General features: G+C 69.7%; 22 protein-coding genes. 20 read left to right on the plus strand and 2 right to left on the minus strand.

Annotated features, from left to right (window positions below):
* Positions 1–502: 502 nt before the first annotated feature.
* Positions 503–892: a hypothetical protein gene (locus IFU30_RS07065; protein WP_192005479.1), complete on the minus strand. Its 390-nt coding sequence runs from the start codon at positions 890–892 to the stop codon at positions 503–505.
* A gap of 147 nt (positions 893–1,039) precedes the next feature.
* Here IFU30_RS07065 and IFU30_RS07070 point away from each other — a divergent pair, with 147 nt between their 5' ends.
* From IFU30_RS07070 to der, 16 genes are all read left to right on the plus strand, one after another.
* Entirely contained in the window at positions 1,040–1,675 is a 636-nt protein-coding gene (locus IFU30_RS07070) for a hypothetical protein (RefSeq protein WP_249404728.1), read from the plus strand.
* The gene (locus IFU30_RS07075; RefSeq protein WP_079706107.1) at positions 1,605–2,681 is read left to right on the plus strand and encodes an HAD-IIA family hydrolase; all 1,077 of its coding nucleotides are present in this window, start codon (positions 1,605–1,607) and stop codon (positions 2,679–2,681) included. Before IFU30_RS07070 ends, IFU30_RS07075 begins: the two co-directional genes overlap by 71 nt.
* Before the next feature lie 91 nt (positions 2,682–2,772).
* Positions 2,773–2,931 (plus strand): hypothetical protein, encoded by a 159-nt coding sequence (locus tag IFU30_RS07080; protein WP_162852287.1) that lies wholly within the window; start codon positions 2,773–2,775, stop codon positions 2,929–2,931.
* Between the two features lie 3 nt (positions 2,932–2,934).
* Positions 2,935–3,786, plus strand: coding sequence for a TlyA family RNA methyltransferase (locus tag IFU30_RS07085; protein ID WP_192004802.1), 852 nt, complete (start codon positions 2,935–2,937; stop codon positions 3,784–3,786).
* Positions 3,787–3,790: 4 nt separating this feature from the next.
* The gene (locus IFU30_RS07090; protein ID WP_159879012.1) at positions 3,791–4,801 is read left to right on the plus strand and encodes an NAD kinase; all 1,011 of its coding nucleotides are present in this window, start codon (positions 3,791–3,793) and stop codon (positions 4,799–4,801) included.
* Positions 4,798–6,495 carry a DNA repair protein RecN gene (recN, locus tag IFU30_RS07095; RefSeq protein WP_124769479.1) on the plus strand — a complete coding sequence of 566 codons (1,698 nt, stop codon included), beginning with the start codon at positions 4,798–4,800 and terminating at the stop codon, positions 6,493–6,495. The genes IFU30_RS07090 and recN overlap by 4 nt, the downstream gene beginning before the upstream one ends.
* A 68-nt stretch (positions 6,496–6,563) precedes the next feature.
* The gene (locus IFU30_RS07100) at positions 6,564–8,276 is read left to right on the plus strand and encodes a CTP synthase (RefSeq protein WP_441005551.1); all 1,713 of its coding nucleotides are present in this window, start codon (positions 6,564–6,566) and stop codon (positions 8,274–8,276) included.
* On the plus strand, positions 8,269–8,907 hold the full coding sequence (locus IFU30_RS07105; RefSeq protein WP_192004803.1) for an NUDIX domain-containing protein: 639 nt from the start codon (positions 8,269–8,271) through the stop codon (positions 8,905–8,907). Before IFU30_RS07100 ends, IFU30_RS07105 begins: the two co-directional genes overlap by 8 nt.
* Before the next feature lie 3 nt (positions 8,908–8,910).
* The gene (xerD, locus tag IFU30_RS07110) at positions 8,911–9,846 is read left to right on the plus strand and encodes a site-specific tyrosine recombinase XerD (RefSeq protein WP_192004804.1); all 936 of its coding nucleotides are present in this window, start codon (positions 8,911–8,913) and stop codon (positions 9,844–9,846) included.
* An 85-nt stretch (positions 9,847–9,931) separates the two neighbouring features.
* Positions 9,932–10,807 carry a ParA family protein gene (locus tag IFU30_RS07115; protein WP_071260744.1) on the plus strand — a complete coding sequence of 292 codons (876 nt, stop codon included), beginning with the start codon at positions 9,932–9,934 and terminating at the stop codon, positions 10,805–10,807.
* Between the two features lie 16 nt (positions 10,808–10,823).
* Positions 10,824–11,678 (plus strand): segregation and condensation protein A, encoded by an 855-nt coding sequence (locus tag IFU30_RS07120; protein ID WP_191941182.1) that lies wholly within the window; start codon positions 10,824–10,826, stop codon positions 11,676–11,678.
* Complete coding sequence (gene scpB, locus IFU30_RS07125; RefSeq protein ID WP_137241546.1) at positions 11,671–12,306, plus strand: SMC-Scp complex subunit ScpB; 636 nt, start codon at positions 11,671–11,673, stop codon at positions 12,304–12,306. The genes IFU30_RS07120 and scpB overlap by 8 nt, the downstream gene beginning before the upstream one ends.
* On the plus strand, positions 12,272–13,093 hold the full coding sequence (locus IFU30_RS07130; RefSeq protein WP_086475416.1) for a pseudouridine synthase: 822 nt from the start codon (positions 12,272–12,274) through the stop codon (positions 13,091–13,093). The genes scpB and IFU30_RS07130 overlap by 35 nt, the downstream gene beginning before the upstream one ends.
* Positions 13,090–14,190: a prephenate dehydrogenase gene (locus tag IFU30_RS07135; protein ID WP_159879004.1), complete on the plus strand. Its 1,101-nt coding sequence runs from the start codon at positions 13,090–13,092 to the stop codon at positions 14,188–14,190. The genes IFU30_RS07130 and IFU30_RS07135 overlap by 4 nt, the downstream gene beginning before the upstream one ends.
* An 8-nt stretch (positions 14,191–14,198) precedes the next feature.
* Positions 14,199–14,936 carry a (d)CMP kinase gene (gene cmk / locus IFU30_RS07140; RefSeq protein WP_064295487.1) on the plus strand — a complete coding sequence of 246 codons (738 nt, stop codon included), beginning with the start codon at positions 14,199–14,201 and terminating at the stop codon, positions 14,934–14,936.
* The gene (gene der / locus IFU30_RS07145) at positions 14,923–16,431 is read left to right on the plus strand and encodes a ribosome biogenesis GTPase Der (RefSeq protein WP_085514417.1); all 1,509 of its coding nucleotides are present in this window, start codon (positions 14,923–14,925) and stop codon (positions 16,429–16,431) included. The genes cmk and der overlap by 14 nt, the downstream gene beginning before the upstream one ends.
* 93 nt (positions 16,432–16,524) lie before the next feature.
* Here the strand turns inward: der and IFU30_RS07150 are convergent, their stop codons facing one another.
* Positions 16,525–17,172: a TetR/AcrR family transcriptional regulator gene (locus tag IFU30_RS07150; protein WP_192004805.1), complete on the minus strand. Its 648-nt coding sequence runs from the start codon at positions 17,170–17,172 to the stop codon at positions 16,525–16,527.
* A gap of 146 nt (positions 17,173–17,318) precedes the next feature.
* On the opposite strand from IFU30_RS07150, the gene IFU30_RS07155 reads away from it, so the two are divergent.
* The 4 genes from IFU30_RS07155 to IFU30_RS07170 all read left to right on the plus strand — a co-directional run bounded on the left by IFU30_RS07155 (position 17,319) and on the right by IFU30_RS07170 (position 22,364).
* Positions 17,319–18,233, plus strand: a complete 915-nt coding sequence (locus IFU30_RS07155) for an NUDIX domain-containing protein (protein WP_192004806.1) — start codon at positions 17,319–17,321, stop codon at positions 18,231–18,233.
* Positions 18,234–18,333: 100 nt separating this feature from the next.
* Positions 18,334–18,822, plus strand: coding sequence for an NfeD family protein (locus IFU30_RS07160; RefSeq protein ID WP_064295483.1), 489 nt, complete (start codon positions 18,334–18,336; stop codon positions 18,820–18,822).
* 46 nt (positions 18,823–18,868) lie between these two features.
* Entirely contained in the window at positions 18,869–20,389 is a 1,521-nt protein-coding gene (locus IFU30_RS07165) for a flotillin family protein (protein WP_064295482.1), read from the plus strand.
* 154 nt (positions 20,390–20,543) lie between these two features.
* Positions 20,544–22,364, plus strand: coding sequence for a long-chain-fatty-acid--CoA ligase (locus tag IFU30_RS07170; protein ID WP_137241552.1), 1,821 nt, complete (start codon positions 20,544–20,546; stop codon positions 22,362–22,364).
* Positions 22,365–22,370 lie beyond the last annotated feature (6 nt).

The raw sequence follows: 22,370 nt of genomic DNA on the forward strand, positions 1-22,370 counted from the left end.
GGAGAGTAGGACACCGCCGGACTTCTTCGTTGAAATGGCCACCCAAGGTTCTTGGGTGGCCATTTTGCGTTAACACGCTTTGTGCGTGAAGTCGTCGTTTCACGGGTACCGTGGGACAAGAATTCAACAGTAGGTTGACGCCGGGTGACGGCGTCCGAGCACCGTGGAGATCATCGTGAGTGACCAGTCAGCAGACCAGCCCGACAAGGGTGAGCGACGTCCTCCGAGATCTTCCGGTGACAACCGTGGGAACAGTGGTGCTCCGCGACGCGATGATCGCGCTCGTGGCACCCACCGCCCACAGCGGTCCGATGCGCCCAGGAACGATCGTCCACGCACGGACCGTCCGCAGCGATCCGACCGTCCAGCACGCAGCGGTGACCGTCCGTCATCAGGGGACCGTCCGCAGCGTTCGGATCGTCCGGCTTGGCAGAACGATCGCCCGGCGTCCGGGGACCGCCCGCAGCGCTCGGACCGTCCCGCGCGCAGTGGTGACCGTCCGTCATCCGGAGATCGTCCGCAGCGTTCGGACCGCCCGGCTTGGCAGAAGGATCGGCCAGCGTCCGGCGATCGTCCGCAACGCGCGGACCGTCCCGCCTGGCAGCAGGATCGTCCGTCGTCGGGGGATCGTCCGCAGCGGTCCGACCGTCCCGCACGCAGCGGTGACCGTCCGTCCTCCGGAGATCGTCAGGACCGCGGAAACCGGACCGACCGTGGACACTCCTCTGAGCGAGGTGGCCGTCCCGACCGCGGGCGCGACAGCGGTGGACGCGAGCTGTGGACGCGCGATGGCGCTCCGGCCCGCGGCGACCGCGACGCGTTCCGACGCGAGCGCGAGCTGACCGAGGAAGAGCGCATCGCGTTCGAGCTCAAGTCGATCCGTCCACGCCACGACGACCCGGAGATCCCTGACGACGTCACGCCGCAGGACCTCGACAAGGGTGCACGAAACGAGCTGAAGACCCTGAGCAAGGAGAACGCCGACGGCGTCGCGCAGCACTTGGCGATGGCGGCGCGACTGATCGACAATGATCCTGCGTTGGCCCACCTCCACGCGATGTCCGCCGCCCGTCGGGCCGGCCGGATCGCGATGGTCCGCGAGACCCTCGCCATCACCGCGTACGAGACCGGCGACTACGCCCTCGCGCTTCGCGAGCTGCGTACCTATCGCCGTATCTCCGGCAAGGACGACCAGCTGCCGCTCATGGTCGACAGTGAACGCGGCGTCGGCCGACCGGAGCGTGCCTTGGAACTCGGACGGTCCGTCGATCGCTCGACCCTCGACGTGCCGGTCCGCGTCGCCCTCGCGATCGCGATGTCGGGTGCCCGGCTCGACCTCGGGCAGACCGAGGACGCGCTGCTCGAGCTCCAGATCCCACAGCTCGACCCGAAGCGGGCCTTCTCCTACAGCCCGGCGCTGTTCAACGCGTACGCCGAGACCCTCGAGGTCCTCGGCCGTGAGGAGGAGGCGGCCGTCTGGCACGACCGGGCGATGATCGCCTCCGAGGCGCTCGAGCAGTCCGCTGCGGACGACGAGGGCGAGACGATGGTGGTCGTGGAGGAGTTCCTCGAGTTCGACGACGAACCGGGGTCGCCCACGGCTGATGCCCCTGAATCCGACGATCAGCCCGGGGAGGAGCCGTCCGGTGAGTCCGCTGCTGACGAGAAGGCCTAAGCCCGTGACCCCGCTCGACGGCGTCGACGTGGTCCTCGCGGATCTGGACGGCGTGGTCTACGCCGGCCCGAATCCGATCCCGCACGCAGTCGAGTCGCTGAACCTGGCGGCGGAACACGTTCGCGTCGGATACATCACGAACAACGCCTCCCGGACGGACGCCTCCGTCGCGCAGCACCTGACCGACCTCGGTCTCAGTGTCGCGCCGGCAGAGGTCGTCACGAGCCCTCAGGCCGCGGTCCGGCTGCTGGCGGGCCTGGTGCCCGCCGGGTCCACGATCCTGGTCGTCGGTGGCGCCGGGCTCGTCGACGAGGTCGAGAAGGGTGGCTTCGTCGTCACCCGCTCCGCTGAGGATTCGCCGGCTGCGGTGATCCAGGGCTTCGCTCCCGAGGTCGGCTGGTCGCAGCTGGCCGAAGCGGCGTTCGCACTGCAGACGCCGACCGCCGACGGCTCCGAGCTGCCGTGGGTCGCGACCAACACGGACTGGACCATCCCGCAAGCTCGCGGGATCGCTCCGGGAAACGGCACGCTGGTGTCGGCCGTCCACACGGCGGTCGGCCGTCTGGCGACCGTCGCCGGGAAGCCGGAGGTACCGATCTTCGACGAGGCGAAGGTGCGTTTCGGCGCATCGAAGCCGCTCTTCATCGGCGACCGACTCGACACCGACATCCTCGGCGCGAACCGCGCCGGGATCGCGTCAGCGCTCGTCCTGACCGGCATCGATCGAGCCAAGCACGTCCTCGCGGCCGATCAGCACTCCCGGCCGACCTTCATCCTCGAGGACCTGCGGCAGCTGCACGAGCCGTATCCGGCCACCACCATGTCGCGCGACGGCAAGGCGGCGACGGTCGGTGCGGCCACGGTGCGGATCCGTGGGAACGACGTCGTGGTGGAGTCCGACGGCCCCTCCCGGATCGACCTGTTGCGTGCCGCGTGCGCCGCGATCTGGGCGTCCGGCCGTGCCATCTACGGGCTCAACGTCCCGGAGCGCCTGTACGCGGAGTGATGCGCACCCCTCGGGAAGCGCGGGTCGCCACGGGTGTTCGCCCACAGCGGTTCCCGGGGGCGGCGACGGCGGCGGCCGGTAGGGTTGCCCTGTGACGAACGAACCGGAGCACCCGACCGACGGCCTCGTGTCCCGCGTCCACCTCATCGACGAGCAGCCGCTCGAGGAGCGGGCCGCCGCATACAGCCAGCTCGTCGACGAACTGCGGGCGACGCTCGAGGGGAGCGACTCGCCGAAGACCTCGGCGTAGCGCATGGAGAACACACCCGAACCGTCGGCCACAGCCGATTCGCCGAACGGCGCCGCGCAGCCCGCCCGCCTCGACGCCGCCCTCGCCGCGCGAGGACTCGCCCGCTCCAGGACCCATGCGGCTCAGCTCATCGCCGACGGCCTCGTGAGTGTCGACGACCGCACGATCGTCAAAGCCTCCCACCGGGTCCACCCGGATGCTCGCGTCGTCGTCGCCGGCGCCGACCACTACGTGAGTCGCGCCGCCCACAAGTTGCTCGCCGCCCTGGACGCCTTCCCGGTCGTCGTCAACGACGCACTCGTCCTCGACGCAGGCGCCTCCACCGGCGGATTCACCCAGGTCCTGCTCGAGCGTGGAGCGCGTCGGGTGATCGCCCTCGACGTCGGGCACGACCAGCTCGTGCCGCAGCTCCGAGCAGACGAGCGGGTGCAGGTCGTGGAGGGGTGCAACGTCCGCTTCCTGACGCCGGAGCAGCTGAGCGACCTCACCGGTCTGGACGAGCGTCCGTCGCTCGTGGTCGGCGACCTCTCGTTCATCTCCCTCACGCAGGTGCTCCCGGCACTCGTGTCGGTCGTCGAGTCACCGGCGGAACTCGTCCTGCTCGTCAAACCGCAGTTCGAGGTCGGTCGTGGTGGCGTCCGTGAGGGCGTCGTCACCGATCCCGCGCTCCGTGCCGACGCCGTCGCAGGCGTCCTCTGGGCGGCCTGGGACCTCGGGCTCGGGACGGCCGGGCTCATCCCGTCGCCGATCGTCGGCACCCACGGCAACCGCGAGTACGTGGTGTGGATATCGGCGGAGCACGGAACCAATCCGACAGAATGGATGCAGCAGATCACCTCGATGGCTGGAGCGTAACCCGATGGCACATTCCACCGATCCTGCGGTCGCGGCGCGGAACATCCTGGTCGTCGCGCACACCGGTCGCGACGACTCACGCGATGCCGCCGTGCTCGTGTCCAGGCTGCTCCTGGAGGCGGGCGTCCGCCCGGTCCTCAGCGCGCTGGAGCGGGCCGACCTCATCGCCGTCGACCCGGATCTCGACGTCGTCTCCATCCTCGACGAGGAGGTCTCCCTCGGCGACATCGAACTGGCGATCGTCCTCGGCGGCGACGGCACGATCCTGCGAGCGGCCGAGGTCACGCGAGGATCGGCGGCGCCGCTGCTCGGGGTGAACCTCGGCCACATCGGCTTCCTCGCCGAAAGCGAGCGCGACGACCTCGCCGAGACGGTCGAACGGGTCGTGCGTCGCGACTACTTCGTGGAGGAGCGCATGACGCTCTCCGTCCGGGTCAAGGTCGGCGCGGAGGTCGTCTACGAGACGTGGGCGCTCAACGAGGCCACGGTCGAGAAGGCGAGCCGGGAACGCATGCTCGAGGTCGTGATCGAGGTCGATCAGCGTCCGCTCTCCTCCTTCGGGTGCGACGGGGTGGTCATCTCGACGCCGACCGGCTCCACCGCTTACAACTTCTCGGCCGGCGGCCCGGTCGTGTGGCCGTCGGTGGAGGCCATCACCCTCGTCCCGCTCAGCGCGCACGCCCTGTTCGCGAAGCCGCTCGTGGTCGGCCCCGAGTCGTCCCTCGCCGTCGAGGTGCTGGAACGCACCGACGGCCTCGGCGTGCTCTGGTGCGACGGACGCCGGGCCAAGGACCTCCAGCCGGGCGCCCGGGTGGTCGTCAGACGCTCCTCGGTGCCGGTCCGCCTCGCACGCCTCCACGAGAGCACCTTCACCGATCGACTCGTCAACAAGTTCCGGCTACCGGTCACCGGTTGGCGTGGCCCCATCGGACGCGAGGAGCCGATGACCGGCACGATCCACCTCCCGGCCTCCACGGCCACCCGACACCACAGCGATCAGGAGGGCACCGCATGATCGAGGAGATCGAGATCCGCGACCTCGGCGTGATCGCGTCCGGGACACTCCCGCTCGGTCCCGGCTTCACCGCCGTGACGGGCGAGACCGGCGCAGGCAAGACGATGGTCGTCACCGCCCTCGGGCTGCTCCTCGGACAGCGGTCGGACAGCGGCGTCGTGCGAGCGGGCCAGAAGCAGACGAGTGTCCAAGGACGCTGGTTGGTGCCGGGCGACGGCGCGGTCGCCGAGCGCGTCCGCGAGGCCGGGGGAGACCTCGATCCCGCGGGTGATGCCGCAGAGCTGCTGCTCGGTCGGATCGTGACCGCCGAGGGCCGCGGCCGCGCGATCGTCGGTGGCCGCACGGCCCCCATCGGGATCCTCTCCGAACTCGGCGAGCAGCTCGTCGTCGTGCATGGGCAGTCCGATCAGATCCGACTGCGGGCCGCGCCGGCCCAGCGGGACGCCCTGGACCGCTTCGCCGGCGAACCGCTCCAGCGTGCTCTCGGCGACTACCAGCGGTGCTACACGGAGCTCCTGGAGCTGCGGACGGAACTCGAGACCCTGACGAACGAGCGCGACACGCGACTCCTCGAGGCCGAGCAGCTGCGCGTCGCGCTCGCCGAGATCGAGCAGGCCGACCCACAGCCCGGCGAGGACGCCGAGCTCGCCGAGCGCGCAGATCGACTGACGAACCTCGAAGAGCTCCGCCTCTCGGCGGCCGGCGCCCGAGAGCTCGTCTCGGCCGAGGCCGGCGAGGAGAGCGACGTCGTCGGACTGCTCGAAGGCGCGCGGCGGCAGCTCGACCGGGCCTCGGTGCACGATCCCGCCCTCGGCGCGATCGCCGCGAGTGTCGCCAACGCGAGCTACCTGGCTGCTGAGATCGCCGCCGAGCTCTCGAGCTACCTCGCCGGACTCGACGAGGACGGCGCTCGCGAACTCGAGGTCGTCCAGGAGCGCCGCGCGACCCTCGCGACGCTCGCCAGGAAGTACGGTCCGTCGCCCGAGGACGTCCTGCACCTGCTCGAGACGGGCAGCACCCGCCTGATGGAACTCGACGGCGACTCCGACCGCATCACCCAGCTCGAGGGCGACGTCGAACGACTGTCCGGGGAGGTCGACGCCGCCGCCGCGACGTTGAGCGCCGTCCGGGTCGAAGCCGCCGCTCGACTCGGCGCAGCCGCGAGCGCGGAACTGCGCTCGCTCGCCATGGCCGAGGCGGAGCTCGTCGTCGAGGTGTCCGATCGCGACGACCTCACGCTGCACGGCAAGGACGTGATCGCCTTCCTCCTCCGGCCGCACGCCGGTGCCGAGCCCCGACCGCTCGGCAAGGGCGCCTCGGGTGGAGAGCTGTCCCGCGTGATGCTCGCCCTCGAGGTCGTCATCGCCGGTGCGGATCCCGTGCCCACCTTCGTGTTCGACGAGGTCGACGCCGGTGTCGGCGGAGCCGCGGCGATCGAGATCGGGCGTCGCCTCGCGGCCCTCGCCGAGCGCTCGCAGGTGATCGTCGTCACCCACCTCGCGCAGGTCGCGGCCTTCGCCAACAACCACCTGAGCGTGGTCAAGGGCGGAGACGGTTCGGTGACGGCCTCGAGTGTGCGCCAGCTCGTCGGCGCCGAGCGGGAGGCGGAGATGGCGCGGCTGCTCTCCGGGCTCGCGGAGTCCGACAGCGGCCTCGCCCACGCCCGCGAACTGCTCGCCCTCGCAGCCTCCTGACGATGCGACCGCGACGGAAGCGACACATGAACCCGAACTGGATGGTAGGATAAAAGCCCGTGGTGAATATTTCTGAAGCGGGCAACCTGAACTCTCCGATCGACGGCATCGTCTCGGGCTCCAACGGCACGACCAAGCACATCTTCGTGACTGGTGGTGTCGTTTCTTCGTTGGGCAAGGGGCTCACCGCAGCCAGCCTCGGCAACCTGCTGACGGCGCGCGGGCTCCGAGTGGTCATGCAGAAGCTCGACCCCTACCTCAACGTCGACCCGGGCACGATGAACCCGTTCCAGCACGGCGAGGTCTTCGTGACCGACGACGGCGCCGAGACCGACCTCGACATCGGCCACTACGAGCGGTTCCTCGACATCGAGCTGAGCCAGGCCGCGAACGTGACGACCGGTCAGATCTACTCGACCGTCATCGCCAAGGAGCGTCGCGGCGAGTACCTCGGCGACACCGTGCAGGTGATCCCGCACATCACGGATGAGATCAAGCGCCGCATGCGCCTCCAGGCGTCCGAGACGCCCCAGCCCGACGTGATCATCACCGAGATCGGTGGCACGGTCGGCGACATCGAGTCGCAGCCGTTCATCGAGTCGGCTCGCCAGATCCGCCACGAGCTCGGCCGGAACAACGTGTTCTTCGTCCACGTGTCCCTCGTGCCGTACATGGGCGCCTCCGGTGAGCAGAAGACGAAGCCGACGCAGCACTCGGTCGCAGCTCTCCGGTCCATCGGCATCCAGCCCGACGCACTCGTGCTCCGCAGCGACCGCCCGGTGACCGAGAGCAACAAGCGCAAGATCGCGCTCATGTGCGACGTCGACGAGGACGCGGTCGTCAACGCGGTCGACGTCCCGAGCATCTACGACATCCCCACCATGCTGAACGACCAGGGCCTCGACGCGTACATCGCCGACCGCCTGGGTCTCGTCACCAACGAGGTCGACTGGAGCGGCTGGGCCGACCTCCTCGAGGCCGTCCACCACCCGAAGCACGCCGTCACCATCGGCCTCGTCGGCAAGTACATCGACCTGCCCGACGCCTACCTGTCGGTGACCGAGGCGCTCAAGGCCGGCGGCTTCGCCCACGACACCAAGGTCAGCATCCGTTGGATCCCGTCCGACGACTGCGAGACCGTCGAGGGAGCGATCAAGGCGCTCTCCGACGTCGACGGCATCTGCGTCCCCGGTGGCTTCGGCATCCGCGGCATCGAAGGCAAGCTCGGCGCCCTGAAGTTCGCCCGCGAGAACGGCATCCCGGTGCTCGGCCTGTGCCTCGGACTGCAGTGCATGGTCATCGAGTACGCCAGGAACGTCGTCGGGCTCGAGGGCGCCAGCTCCTCCGAGTTCGACCCCGACACGCAGTTCCCCGTCATCGCGACGATGGCCGAGCAGGTCGAGATCATCGCGGGCGGCGACCTCGGCGGCACGATGCGCCTCGGTCTGTACGCGGCGAAGCTCGACGAGGGCTCGATCGTCGCCGAGCTGTACGGTGCGGACGAGGTGTCCGAGCGTCACCGTCACCGCTACGAGGTGAACAACGGCTACCGCCAGCAGATCGCGGACGCCGGCCTCCAGTTCTCCGGTCTGTCGCCCGACGGCACGCTGGTCGAGTACGTCGAGTTGCCGCGCGAGGTGCACCCGTTCTACGTCGCGACGCAGGCGCACCCCGAGCTGCGGTCGCGCCCGAACCACGCGCACCCGCTGTTCGCCGGCCTCGTCGGTGCTTCGCTCGAGCGCCAGCAGGCGAGCCGCCTGTTCGACGTCGCCAATGGTTGAGTCGATCGGCGACGCCGCGTCGTTGCGCGACGAGCCGCACCCCGTCGAGGTGGTGTCCTCCGAGCGCGCGTTCGCGGGCAAGGTGTGGGACATCCGCAGGGAGACGTTCCGCTACGGCGACGGCGAGGTCGTGCGCGAGTTCGTCGACCACACCGGTGCGGTCGCGGTGCTGGCGCTCGACGCCGACGAGCGCGTCCTGCTCATCCAGCAGTACCGCCACCCGATCGGTGAGCGCGATTGGGAGCTGCCGGCCGGCCTGCTCGACATCGCGGGGGAGGACCCGGCCGTGGCCGCGGGCCGCGAGCTGGAGGAAGAGGCCGACCTCGTCGCCGGTTCGCTCCAGCTGCTGACGGAGTTCTACACGACGCCCGGTGGCAGCAACGAGTCGATCCGCATCTACCTCGCGCGTGACCTCACCGCGACCGCCGAGGCCTTCGCCCGTGCTGAAGAGGAGGCGGACATCCTCGTGGAGTGGGTGCCCCTCGACGACGCCGTGGCCGCGGTGCTCGACGGCCGGCTCCACAACTCGATCCTGATGCTCGGCGTCCTCACGGCCGCTGCGGCTCGCGATCGCGGGTGGTCGACGCTGCGCGACAGCGGCGACTCCACGATCGGGCCGGGCGGAGCCTGAGGCGTGGCGCTCGATCGCGCGGTCGCCGACTACCTGCGGCACATCGCGATCGAGCGCGGCCTGTCGGCCAACACGCAGGCCGCCTACCGGCGGGATCTCGAGGGCTACCTCGCCTGGCTCGGCGCGCACGGTGTCGTCGAGGCACCGGCCGTCACCGCTGCGCACGTGTCGGAGTACACGGCGTCGCTCCGGACACCGGAGGGTCAGCCGGTGCGCGCGTCCTCGCTCGCCAGGGTGCTGTCGTCCATCCGCGGTCTCCACCGGTTCCTGCTCGACGAACAGCTCGTCGAGGTCGACGTCGCGCGCGAGGTACGCCCGCCGAAGCTCCCGGGGCGGCTCCCGAAGGCGATCACGATCGAACAGGTCCGTGCACTGCTCGAGACGACCGACGGCGACGACCTGCTCGCCGTCCGCGACAAGGCGCTCCTCGAACTGCTCTACGCGACAGGAGCCCGCGTCTCCGAGGCCGTCGGCCTGAACGTCGACGACGTCATCGACACCGACATCGTGCGGCTCCTCGGCAAGGGCGGCAAGCAGCGGATCGTGCCGCTCGGCAGCTTCGCCCGTGACGCCGTCGACCGCTACCTGGTGCGCGTCCGGCCGGTCTTCTCCGGCCTCGGCCGGTCCACGCCGGCGCTCTTCCTCGGGCAGCGCGGTGCGCGACTGTCCCGCCAGAGCGCGTGGCTCGTCCTCCAACGCGCCGCCGAGCGCGCAGGACTCGAATCGCACGTCTCGCCGCACACCCTCCGACACTCCTTCGCGACGCACCTCCTGCAGGGCGGAGCCGACGTCCGCGTCGTGCAGGAACTCCTCGGTCACTCCTCGGTGGCGACGACGCAGCTGTACACGCTGGTGACGGTCGACAACCTCCGCGACGTGTACACCCAGTCCCATCCCCGGGCCAGATGGACCACGGGCGGAGCGGCACCGCAGGCCTGACCCGTGGCCCGGTAGACTCGTCACTCGAACGACAGCAAGCGGGAGCGAGGCAACACCGGTGGCCGGTACGAAGCACACGAGCGCAGTGCAGGATTCTGCGCGCAAGACCGCCGCCGAACTGAACCCGAACGGCCCGACCGGCCGCCCGCGTCGTGAGTTCGCGGTGCCGCCCACACTGGCGCAGCACGGTCCGGCACGCATCATCTCGCTCTGCAACCAGAAGGGTGGCGTCGGCAAGACGACGACCACCATCAGTCTGTCCGCCGCGCTGGCCGAATACGGCCGCCGGGTGCTCGTCGTCGACTTCGACCCGCAGGGTGCGCTGTCCGCCGGTCTCGGCATCTCCACCCACGACTCCAACACCGTGTACGACCTGCTGCTCGGCACCGTGAAGGACCCGGCCGAGGTCATCCAGCACACCGCCATCGAGGGTCTCGACGTGCTCCCGGCCAACATCGACCTCTCGGCCGCTGAGGTCCACCTCGTCAACGAGGTCGCGCGCGAGACGATCCTGGCCCGGGTGCTCCGCAAGGTGTCCGACGACTACGACGTCATCCTGATCGATTGCCAGCCCTCGCTCGGCCTGCTCACGGTCAACGCCCTCACCGCCAGCCACGGGGTGCTCATCCCGCTCGAGTGCGAGTTCTTCGCGCTCCGCGGGGTCGCGCTGCTCATCGAGACCATCGACAAGGTGCGCGACCGCCTCAACCCGGCGATCGAGCTCGACGGCATCCTCGCCACCATGTACGACTCCCGGACCCTGCACTCGCGAGAGGTCCTCGAGCGCGTCGTCGACGCCTTCGGCGAGAAGGTCCTCGAGACGGTCATCGGCCGGACCGTGAAGTTCCCCGACGCGAGCGTCGCCGGAACCCCGATCACCGAGTTCGCACCGGAGCACGCCGCCGCGAAGGCCTACCGTCAGCTCGCGAGAGAGCTCATCTCCCGTGGCGCGATCGCCTGATCCCGCGCGGACGCCCGTGGCCGTCCTCCCTCCGGCCGGCGACACCGGCTCGCGCTCCGCTGAGGCGACGACCGTCGACCCAACACCGGCACCGTCGTTCCGGGTGTCGTTCGAGGGCTTCGAAGGGCCCTTCGACCTCCTGCTGACCCTCATCGGCAAGCACGAACTCGACATCACCGAGGTCTCGCTCAGCCGCGTGACCGACGAGTTCATCGCCTACCTGCGCACGCTCGAGGCCGACGACGAACTCGACCAGGCGAGCGAGTTCCTCGTCGTCGCGGCCACCCTGCTCGACCTCAAGATCGCGGGGCTGCTGCCGCAGGGTGAGCTCGTCGACGCGGAGGACGTCGCCCTGCTGGAGGCGCGTGACCTGCTGTTCGCGCGCCTGCTGCAGTACCGCGCGTTCAAGCAGGCGTCGGCGTGGTTCGCGGAGCGCCTCGACCTGGAGGCGGCGCGCCACTTCCGGGCGGTCCGGCTGGAGGAGCAGTACCGTCAGCAGACCCCGGAACTCGTCTGGACGCTGACCGCGCAGGACTTCGGCGCCCTCGCGACGCTCGCGTTCACGCCGCGCGAGGTGCCGACCGTCGGTCTCGACCACCTGCACGCACCGCTCGTGAGCATCCGGGAGCAGGCGGCGCACGTCGTCGCCATCCTGCGCCGCGGCGGGTCCCACACCTTCCGCGAGCTCATCGCCGGCGCGGAGTTGAAGGGTGTGGTCATCGCGCGCTTCATCGCTGTGCTCGAACTTTACCGACACGCGGCGCTGTCCTTCGAGCAGATCGAACCGCTCGGCGAGCTCACGCTGCGCTGGACGGCCGAGACCTGGAACGACGACAGCCTCGCCAACCTGGGAGCCGATTACGATGCCTGACGCGACACCCGAGTCGATCGAGCGGCCGACGGACGCCGCTCAGGGCCTGCCGGCCGAGCCCGCGCCGGTGCCCGCACCGGACGTCCCGCGTGCGCTCGAGGCGATCCTCATGGTCGCCGACGAACCGCAGAGCCTCGTGAACCTGGCCGCCGCCGTGCACGTCCCGGTCGGCGCCGTCCGACGGGCCATCGCCGAACTCGTCGCCGACTACGACGGCGAACGCGGTGGCGTCCGACGCGGGTTCGAACTCCGCGAGGTCGGCGGCGGCTGGCGGATCTACGTCCGAGCCGACTACGACGCGCTCGTCACCGACTACGTCGTGACCCAGAACCCGACGAAGCTGTCGCAGGCGGCGCTCGAGACCCTGGCCGTGATCGCCTACAAGCAGCCGATCAGCCGCGGCGCGATCGCCTCGATCCGCGCCGTCAACGTCGACTCCGTCGTCCGCACCCTCCTCGGGCGCGGACTCATCACGGAGATGTTCACCGACAGTGAGACGGGTGCCATCAACTACGGCACCACCGATCTCCTGCTCACCCAACTTGGTATCAACGCCATCGAGGAGCTGCCGCGGATCTCGCCGTTGCTCGACGATGGCCGGGAAGGATTCGACAGTGACCAGCACTGAATCAGAGGGCATCCGCTTGCAGAAGGTGCTGGCGAACGCCGGCGTCGCCTCCAGGCGTGTGTCGGAGCAACTCATCGAGGACGGCCGTGTAGAGGTGAACGGCGTCGTCGTCACCGAGCTCGGCTCGCGGATCGATCCGGAGCACGACCTCGTGTCCGTCGACGGCAGCGCCATCCAGCTCGACGCCTCGAAGCGCTACCTCATGCTCAACAAGCCGGTGGGCATCTACAGCTCGCTGAAGGACGACCGCGGTCGCCCGGACCTGCGCCGCTTCACCGAGCAGTACGAGGAACGGCTCTTCAACGTGGGCCGCCTCGACGCCGAGACGAGCGGTCTGCTCATCCTCACCAACGACGGCGACCTCGCGCACGTGCTCGCGCACCCGTCGTTCGGTGTGCAGAAGACGTACATCGCGAAGGTCACCGGCAAGGTGACCGCGCAGGTCCTCGCGAAGCTGACCGCGGGCATCGAGCTCGAGGACGGACCGATCTCCGCCGACAAGGCCCGCCTGCTCGGGACCGAGGACGGGTTCAGCCTCGTGGAGCTCACGTTGCACTCCGGGCGGAACCGCATCGTCCGTCGCATGCTCGACGCGGTCGGCCACCCGGTCGTCGACCTCGTGCGTCGTCAGTTCGGCCCCCTGCACCTCGGCACCCTCGGATCCGGCCAGCTGCGCGAGCTGAGCAAGGACGAACTCGGCGCCATCCTGACCATCGCCCGCGCTCACGGTCCTGAAGCCCGCGCGGCCGACGGCACGGCAGCGGAGGCGTCGGAGCCGACGGCATGAGCGACCTGAGTTCCGCGCCCGCGCGCGTGCAGGGGTCGGTCCGCATCGTCGGAGCCGGCCTCCTCGGCGCGAGCATCGGACTCGCACTGCGTGCCAAGGGCGTCGACATCATCCTCGACGACGCGTCGCCCAGCCAGTTGCGCCTCGCCATCGACTACGGCGCGGGTCGAGCTGCGGAACCCACCGACGACCCGTCCGTCGTCGTCATCTGCGTCCCACCGGACGTCACCGCCCGCGTCATCGAGGCTGAACTCGCCGCGTTCCCGCGCGCCGTCGTGACCGACGTCGCGAGCGTGAAGCTCGAACCGTACCGGGCGCTGCTCGAGCGCGGCGTCGACCTCACCCGGTACATCGGTTCCCACCCGCTCGCCGGCCGTGAGCGCGGGGGAGCGATCTCGGCGCGAGCCGACCTCTTCCTCGGCCGCCCCTGGGTGATCTGCCGCGACGCCGAGACGCCCGCCTGGGCGCTGTCGCAGGTGGAGGGCCTCGCGCTCGACCTCGGCACCATCCCCATGGAGATGACGCCCGACGAGCACGACCGCTTCGTCGCGCTCGTCTCGCACACGCCGCAACTCGTCGCGAGCCTCCTGGCCGCCCAACTGCAGGATGCCGAGGAAGGCGCCATCCAGCTCGCCGGACAGGGCCTGCGCGACACCGTCCGCATCGCCTCGAGCGCACCGGAGCTCTGGGTCCAGATCCTCAGCGCCAACCACGCCGAGGTCCTCCCGGTGCTGGAGCAGCTGTCCACCGACCTCGCGTCGGTCATCTCGGCACTCCGGGACCCGGAGGTGCCGGGCGCTCGCCGCACGATCGCGGACACGATCGCCGCCGGCAACACCGGCGTCGCACGGCTCCCCGGCAAGCACGGCCAGAACCGCCGGTTCGCGAGCATCGTCGTCCTCCTCGACGACCGCCCCGGCCAGCTGGGCGCCCTGTTCACGGAGCTCGGCGAGATCGGCGTCAACATCGAAGACCTGCGACTGGAGCACTCGCCCGGCGCGAACATCGGTCTCGCGGAGGTCCAGGTCCTCCCCGAGGTCAAGCAGCGCACCGTCGACGACCTCGAGTCGCGCGGCTGGCGCATCGCGGAAGTATAGGAAGAGACATGACCGAACAGCACCCCACCAGCACCGACGCGTCGACGACGCCGGACGCACCCGTCGTGGTCGCGATCGACGGACCGGCCGGCAGCGGCAAGTCCAGCGTGAGCAAGGCCGTCGCCCGTCGGCTGGGCTACCGCTACCTCGACACGGGCGCCTGGTACCGCGCGCTCGCGCTCCACACGCTCGATGCGGACGTCGACCCCGAGGACTCGGCGGCGGTGATCGGCTCGCTCGACGCGTTCGGTGGTGCCTTCACCGTCTCCCTCGATCCGGACGTGACCGCATTCACGCTCGGGGATCGCGACGTCACCGACGAGATCCGCGGCCCCCGCGTGACGGCCGTCGTGTCCGCCGTCGCCCGTGTCCCGGAGGTGCGTGCGTGGATCAACGAGACCTTCCGATCCCTCATCGCCGACGTCGACCGCCCGGGCATCGTCGTCGAGGGACGCGACATCACCACGGTGGTCGCACCGGATGCTCAGGCTCGGATCCTGCTCACGGCATCCGAAGCGGCTAGAATGGCCAGGCGTTCAGCGGAATTCGAGAGCCACCCTGCCGGCGACGTCGCGGAACAACTGCAGCGGCGTGATCGGGCGGACTCCAGGGTCGTCGACTTCATGAACGCGGCGGACGGAGTGACCACGGTCGACTCCACGCACATCGACTTCGACGAGACGGTCGACGCGGTCGTCCGCGTCACCGAATCCCTCACAGCAAGGAACTCCCATGGCTCACGATGACGAGCAGTTCGACGGAGGCCCCGACGACCTCGCGGACCGCCTCCAGGACATGGACGAGGAGCTCGCGACCCAGCGGGCCGCGTCCCTCCGCTCCGGCCTGGCCGACTACGACCTCGAGGGCGACGACCTCGACATCCTCGACGGCGCGACGGAGGACCCGGACGAGATCCGCTTCCTGCCGGCGCTGCCCGTCGTGGCGATCGTCGGTCGCCCGAACGTGGGCAAGTCCGCGCTGGTGAACCGCATCCTCGGCCGTCGTGAAGCCGTCGTGGAGGACACCCCCGGTGTCACCCGCGACCGCGTCAACTACAAGGCCGAGTGGAACGACCGTCGCTTCACGGTCGTCGACACCGGTGGCTGGGAGCCCGACGCCAAGGGGATCGACGCGTCCGTCGCGGCCCAGGCCGAGATCGCCATCGACCTCTCCGACGTCGTGATCTTCGTGGTCGACGCCATGGTCGGCGCCACGGCGACCGACGAGCAGGTCGTCAAGCTGCTCCGCAAGACCGGACGCCCCGTCTTCCTCGTCGCCAACAAGGTCGACGACGCCCGTCAGGAGCCGGAGGCCGCAGCGCTCTGGAACCTCGGCCTCGGCGAGCCTCACCCGGTCTCCGCGATCCACGGTCGTGGTGTCGCCGACCTCCTCGACAAGATCCTCAAGGTCCTCCCGCAGGTCTCGGCCGTCGCGAAGGACGAGTTCGGCGGACCCCGCCGCGTCGCGATCCTCGGGCGCCCGAACGTCGGCAAGTCGAGCCTGCTCAACAAGACCGCAGGCGAGGAGCGCGTCGTCGTCAACGACCTCGCCGGGACCACCCGCGACCCGGTCGACGAGCAGATCGAGCTCGGCGGCAAGATCTGGCGCTTCGTCGACACCGCCGGTATCCGTCGTCGCGTGCACCTGTCGCAGGGTGCCGACTTCTACGCGTCGCTCCGCACGAGCACGGCGCTCGAGAAGGCCGAGGTGGCCGTCGTCCTCATCGACGTCACCGAGGTGATCAGCGAGCAGGACGTGCGGATCATCGATCTCGTCCTCGAGAGCGGTCGTGCCCTCGTGCTCGCCTTCAACAAGTGGGACCAGCTCGACGACGAACGCCGGAAGTACCTGGAGCGCGAGATCGAACAGGACCTCTCGCACGTGTCGTGGGCGCCTCGCGTCAACATCTCCGCGCGCACGGGCCGACACCTGGAGCGTCTCGTCCCGGCCCTCGAGGTCGCACTCGAGTCGTGGGACATGCGTATCCCCACGGGTAAGTTCAACGCCTTCCTCGCTGAGCTCACGGCGGCACACCCGCACCCGCTGCGTGGTGGCAAGCAGCCCCGCATCCTGTTCGGCACGCAGGCCGCGAGCCGTCCGCCGACCTTCGTGCTCTTCACGACCGGGTTCCTCGACCCCGGTTACCGTCGTTACGTGATCCGTCGCCTGCGCGAGATCTGGGGCTTCGAGGGCACACCGATCAACGTCAACATGCGCGTCCGCGAGAAGCGCCAGCGCTGATCCACCGCGTCCGTCTGCCGGACGGCGACGACGAAGGCCCGGGACCACTCCATCGAGTGGTCCCGGGCCTTCGTCGTCGTGGTCGAGGCGTGATCAGGAGCGAGCGAGGGCGGACTCGTCCGCGGGCGCCAGGGCGGGCCCGTGTTCGGTCTCGAACGGCCACCAGCTCGGGAGCAGTTCACGGATGACCTCGAGAAACGACTCGACGTCGCGTGGTGCTGGGGTGTCGAGCCAGACACGGAAGCTCGCGACGGAGCCGGCGGCGACGAAGTGCGCCGCTGATCGCATGAACAACTCGCGCTGTTCCTCGCTCAGGCATTCGGCGTGGGGGAGGGTGATCGCCCCGCGTTCGAAGATGTCGAGCACCGTCGAGGTGAAGACCCGGTTGAGCATGGGCTGCAGACTCGCGCCGATGAGGTCGTCGCCGAGACCGATGCGGTAGATGTCGGCGCGCTCGTCGATGTGGCGGAGCGCGGCGACCGTGGCCCGGGTGATCGCCGCCGGGGCGTCGTCCGCGGAGACGGTCGCCAGATGGGTCATGCTCAGTTCGGTGAGCTCCTCGGCGAGGACCGATTCGAGCAGCTCGCACGGCGCCGCCGCGTGCTGGTAGAAGGTCGATCGGTTGATGCCGGCGCGTGCGGCGATCTCCGAGACGGAGATCTCGGAGGTGGGACGTTCTGCGGCGAGTTGCAGGATCGTGCGCGCGAGCCGTGCCCGCGTCCGGCGTTGACGTGCATCCATGAGGGTCCTTCGCGTGGGTTCGATACGGCGGGCGCGAGCGCGGCCGATGCAATACTGGAGTTCAATATATAACATATTCCGCACGTGCGGTGGAGATGACCCTGGGCAAGGGGGTGGCGCACAGCGTTTCGTGCCAGGCTGGTCCAATGACTGATGCGCATCCTCCCGGCGGCCCCGTCCGGGACGCCGGGGATGCCTGGGTCGAATCCGGAGACGGCCGGAAGTACTGGGGACGGTTCGGTGCAGCCGGACTCCTGGTGCACGATCGAGAGCGCGGCGTGCTGCTGCAGCACCGGGCCGGCTGGAGCCACTTCGGCGGCACCTGGGGCATCCCGGGCGGTGCGCGTCACCAGTTCGAGAGCGCTGTCGACGGTGCGGTCCGCGAGTCGTACGAGGAGGCGGGTGTCCCCGCCGAGTCGATCGAGCTACGGTTCGACTCCGTGCTCGATCTCGGATTCTGGTCGTACACGACGGTGATCGTCGAGGCGGTCGAGCCGTTCGAACCAGTGGTCTCCGACCCGGAGAGCATCGCCCTCGCCTGGGTGCCGCTCGACGAGGTCGAGGCGTTGCCCCTGCACCCCGGTTTCGCCGATTCGTGGCCCGGCCTGCGGTCGCAGCTCGAGCGCCGCGTCACGGTCGTCGTCGACGTGGCGAACGTAGTCGGGTCGCGACCGGACGGGTGGTGGAAGGACCGTGCGGGTGCCGCGCAGCGTTTCGTCGCGCGACTCGTCCGCCTCGCGCACGAGGGACTCGACGCCCAGGCGCTCGACCTCGACTTCAACCGCTGGTGGCCGGCCTACGTCGCCGTCGTCGAAGGACAGGCCCGCGGCGTCCACACCGATGACAGCGTGCGAGAGCCCGGTCACGAGCTGCGGGCGGGCGTCTCGGTCGTCGACGCGGCGGGGAGTGGCGACGACGCGATCGTGGACGTCGTCCGTGGGCTCGACGGCGCGGTCGTCGTGGTCACCTCCGACCGTGAGCTGCGGGAACGCGTCGAGGGTCTGGGCGCGACGACGCGCGGTGCCGGCTGGCTGACGGAGCTGCTCGACGAAATCAGCTGAGGGCAGCGGCAGTCGCTCCACAGGAGCCTGCAGACCGTCGGCGCCGTCACGGGAGACCGCTTTCCCGCACTCCGTCTGGGCGTTCAGTAGGGTTGGTGCCATGACCCTGTTCATCATCGTCGGCGCCGTCGGTCTCGTGATCGTCCTCATCTCCTTGGTCTTCGGTGAGATCTTCGACTTCCTGGACGGGGCGGTCTCGGCCACCGCGCTCGGGAGCGCGTTCACCGTCTTCGGTGCGGTCGGTGCGATCGTGCTCGCGAACGGGCTGCCCGTCTGGTCCGCGTACGTCATCTCGGCCGTCATCGGTGTCCTCGTGCTTGTCGGCGTCCAGCTGATGATCCGGAGTTTCAAGCGCTCGGAGGACGGCACGCCGAGTTCACCGCTCGGTCTCTACGGCGTCGCCCGGTCGACCATCTCGGCCTCCTTCGGCGAGGTGAGCCTCGACGGTCCGCACGAGATCGAGACGCGCCTCGCCTTCTCCGACACCCGGATCGAGACCGGCAGTCGAATCCGCGTGGTCGAGCTCCAGGGCTCCCGCGTCAAGGTCGAACCCGCATCGAGCGGAGCCGCTGCCGACACGCAGCCCTGATTCCATCCATCCACCAGCACGCCCTCGAGGGGAAGGCACCTGCCCTATGGACTTCATCACCACCAACATCACGGTGATCGCCGTGATCGCACTCGTCGTGGTGGCGCTCGCGATCGTCGCGTTCGTCGCCGGACGGATCAAGCGCGTACCGCCGAACCAGGCGCTCGTCATCGTCGGTCGGGGGGCCGGCGCCAAGACGGGTGAGCCCGATGGTGGTCAGCGCGTCGTCATCGGTGGGCGCGTGTTCATCTGGCCGATCCTGCAGCAGGGCTTCCCGATCTCGCTCGAGCAGCGCCAGATCGGCATCGTCGTGGAGGGCGTCGACACGAACTTCATCAAGGTCGCCATCCAGGCGAGCGTGAACTTCAAGGTGTCCGGCACGCCGGAGGGTGTGCGCCGTGCCGCGCAGCGCTTCCTCTCGCAGCAGGGGTCGCTGACGCAGATCATCCAGCAGTCCCTCGAAGGGTCGCTGCGGTCCATCATCGGCAACATGCCGATCAAGGAGATCATCTCCAACCGCAACGCCCTGTCCGAAGCGGTGGTCGAGGCGACCAAGACGGATCTCGCCGAGCAAGGCCTCCAGGTCGACCTGCTGAACATCTCCGACATCTCGACGCCGGGCACCAACTACCTCGCCGACCTCGGTCGAGCGGAGAACGCACTCGCCCGGCAGAACGCGGAGATCAAGGAGGCCGAGACCGCTCGTGCGTCCGAGTTCGCGCGGATCGAAGCGGCGGAGCAGGTCGCGGAGCGCCAGAAGGCCCTGAGCCTCAAGCAGGCGACCATCAAGGCGGAGACCGACCGCGCGAACGCCGAGGCCGAGGCCTCGGGTCAGCTCGCCACGGCTCAGCAGGACCGCCTGGTCGCGGAGCAGGAACGTGAGGCGCTCGCCGAGAAGGCGAAGGTGGAGCAGGAGCGCCTCGACATCGAGGTGCGCAAGCCGGCCGAGGCCGACGCGTACGCGACGGTCCAGCGCGCGCAGGCGGCCCGAGATGCGGCCAATGCCGCAACGGAAGCCGACGCGTTCAAGCGCAAGACCATCGCCGAGGCGAACAAGGTCGCGGCGGTGCAGGACGCCCAGGCGGCTGCGGAGTCCGTGCGTCTCGCGGGTACCGCTGAGCGCGACAAGCAGATCGCCCTGGCCGAGGGTATCCGCGCCCAGGGTGACGCGAAGGCGTCGGCTGTGGCCGCGGAGGGTCTGGCGGAGGCCGAGGCGATCGACGCGAAGGCGGAGGCGCTGAAGAAGTACGGTGAGGCCGGGCTCGCGTCCGAGATCATCGCCCGTCTGCCTGAGATCACCCGTGCCGTGTCCGAGCCGCTCGGGAACATCTCGAACCTCACGGTCATCTCGACCGAGGGCGCGTCGGCCGTCACGAAGACGGTCGGCCAGGTGGTCAGCGAGGTTCCGAAGGTCGTCAAGGACATCACCGGGCTCGACCTGTCCGCCCTCCTGGGCGGGGTCGCCGGTGGCGCGCTGGGGGAGAACCTCCAGCAGGCGATGTCCGACAACGCGGCTGCGGCCGCGAAGCGTCAGCCGAAGACGCCCGCGTCACCCGACGCCGTCTGAGTCGCTGGACCATCGGGAGCCGGTCGCCTTCGGGTGGCCGGCTTCTGGCGTTGTTCCACGACTCCTCGGGCGATTCACCGGTGTCGCTTTGGAGCTTGTCAAGCGGTCCGGTCGCATCCCCGGTCGGGCATACGCGCCCGCCTAGGGTGGAGGCATGCGTGCGGTGCGCACGGGTGTCATCTGGAGGATCGTCGTGGACCATCGAGGAAACACAGCCGAGCAGCGTGAGGGCGGGCAGTCGTCGGAGCCGACCGAGGCCGGCGAGGCCCAGCGTCAGCGTCTGGCCGAGCGGCCGTGGCTGTCGTCCTACGCCAGTGGCGTGCCCGCCGACATCGACGAGGTCACCGAGACGCTCGTCGACCTGCTCGACACCTCGGTGAAGCGCTTCGGTGATCGCATCGCCCTGGAGTTCTTCGGTGCCGAGACGAGCTACAGCGAGCTCGGCGAACAGGTCGCGCGAGCGGCTGAAGGGCTCCGCAAGCTCGGCGTGAAGCCGGGCGACCGCGTGGCGCTCGTGCTGCCGAACTGCCCGCAGCACGTCGTCGCCTTCTACGCGGCGCTCCGGCTCGGCGCGACGGTCATCGAGCACAACCCGCTCTACACGGCTCGTGAGCTGCGGCATCAGTTCGAGGACCACGGCGCGCACGTCGCGATCGTGTGGGACAAGGTCTACGACCTCGTGGCCGACCTTCCGGCCGACGTGATGCGCGGCCGCATCGTCTCGGTCGACATCACCCAGGCTCTGCCGTTGTCGAAGCGTCTCGCGCTCCGGTTGCCGGTGAAGCGTGCGCGCGAGTCGCGTGCGGCGATGACCGCGACCCCGTCGGCGAAGCACGTGCTCCCGTGGGAGCGACTGATCGGCGGACGGAAGCTGTCGAAGCGGGTCGTGCGTCCGACGCTCGACGACACCGCGCTCCTGCAGTACACGAGTGGGACGACCGGGGCGCCGAAAGGCGCCATCCTGACGCATCGCAACCTGCGGGCGAACGCCGAGCAGGGACGCGCGTGGGTGCCGGGCCTGAGCGAAGGTGGCGAGGTCTTCTACGGAGTCCTGCCGCTGTTCCACGCCTATGGCATGACGCTGTGCCTCACGTTCGCCATGAGCATCGGGGCGCGTCTCGTGCTGTTCCCGAAGTTCGACCTGGAGCTGGTGCTCACGGCGGCGAAGAAGTCCCCGCCGACGTTCCTGCCGGCGGTGCCGCCCATCTACGACGCGCTGTCGCGTGCGTCGAGCCGCAAGGGCGTCGACCTGACAAGTGTCCGCTTCGCGATCTCCGGGGCGATGAGCCTCCCGGTGTCGACGGTCACGCGGTGGGAGGAGGCGACCGGCGGTCTGCTCGTCGAGGGCTACGGGATGACGGAATCGTCGCCGGTGGCACTCGGCAACCCGATCGGTCCGTCGCGTCGGCCGGGCACCGTGGGTGTGCCGTTCCCGAGCACCGAGATCCGCGTCGTCGATCCCGAGAACCCGACGGTCGATCGTGCGGCGGGGGAGTCGGGCGAGCTGCTGCTCCGTGGTCCGCAGGTCTTCCAGGGCTACTGGGGTCGTCCGGACGAGTCGCGCGAGGCGTTGCTCGAGGGTGGCTGGTTGCGGACCGGCGACATCGTGACGGTGTCGGCGGACGGCTTCGTGACGGTCATCGACCGGGTGAAGGAGCTCATCATCACCGGCGGGTTCAACGTGAGCCCGTCGGAGGTGGAGGAGACGCTCCTGTCTCACCCGGACGTCGAGTCGGCCGCTGTGGTCGGCCTGCCGCGCGATTCCGGTGGCGAGGACGTGACGGCCGCGGTGGTCATGCGTGCCGGAACGGTGTTCGACGCCGGCTCGTTGCGCGACTACTGCCGGACCCGCCTCACGGCGTACAAGGTGCCGAAGCGGGTCGTGCAGCTCGACGAGCTGCCGACGTCGCTCATCGGCAAGGTGCTGCGGCGTAAAGTGCGCGATCAGCTCGTCGCGGATCGCAAGGCCGAGTAGCGCCGG

The organism is Plantibacter sp. CFBP 8798 (assembly GCF_014841195.1).
Taxonomy (GTDB): Bacteria; Actinomycetota; Actinomycetes; order Actinomycetales; family Microbacteriaceae; genus Plantibacter; species Plantibacter auratus.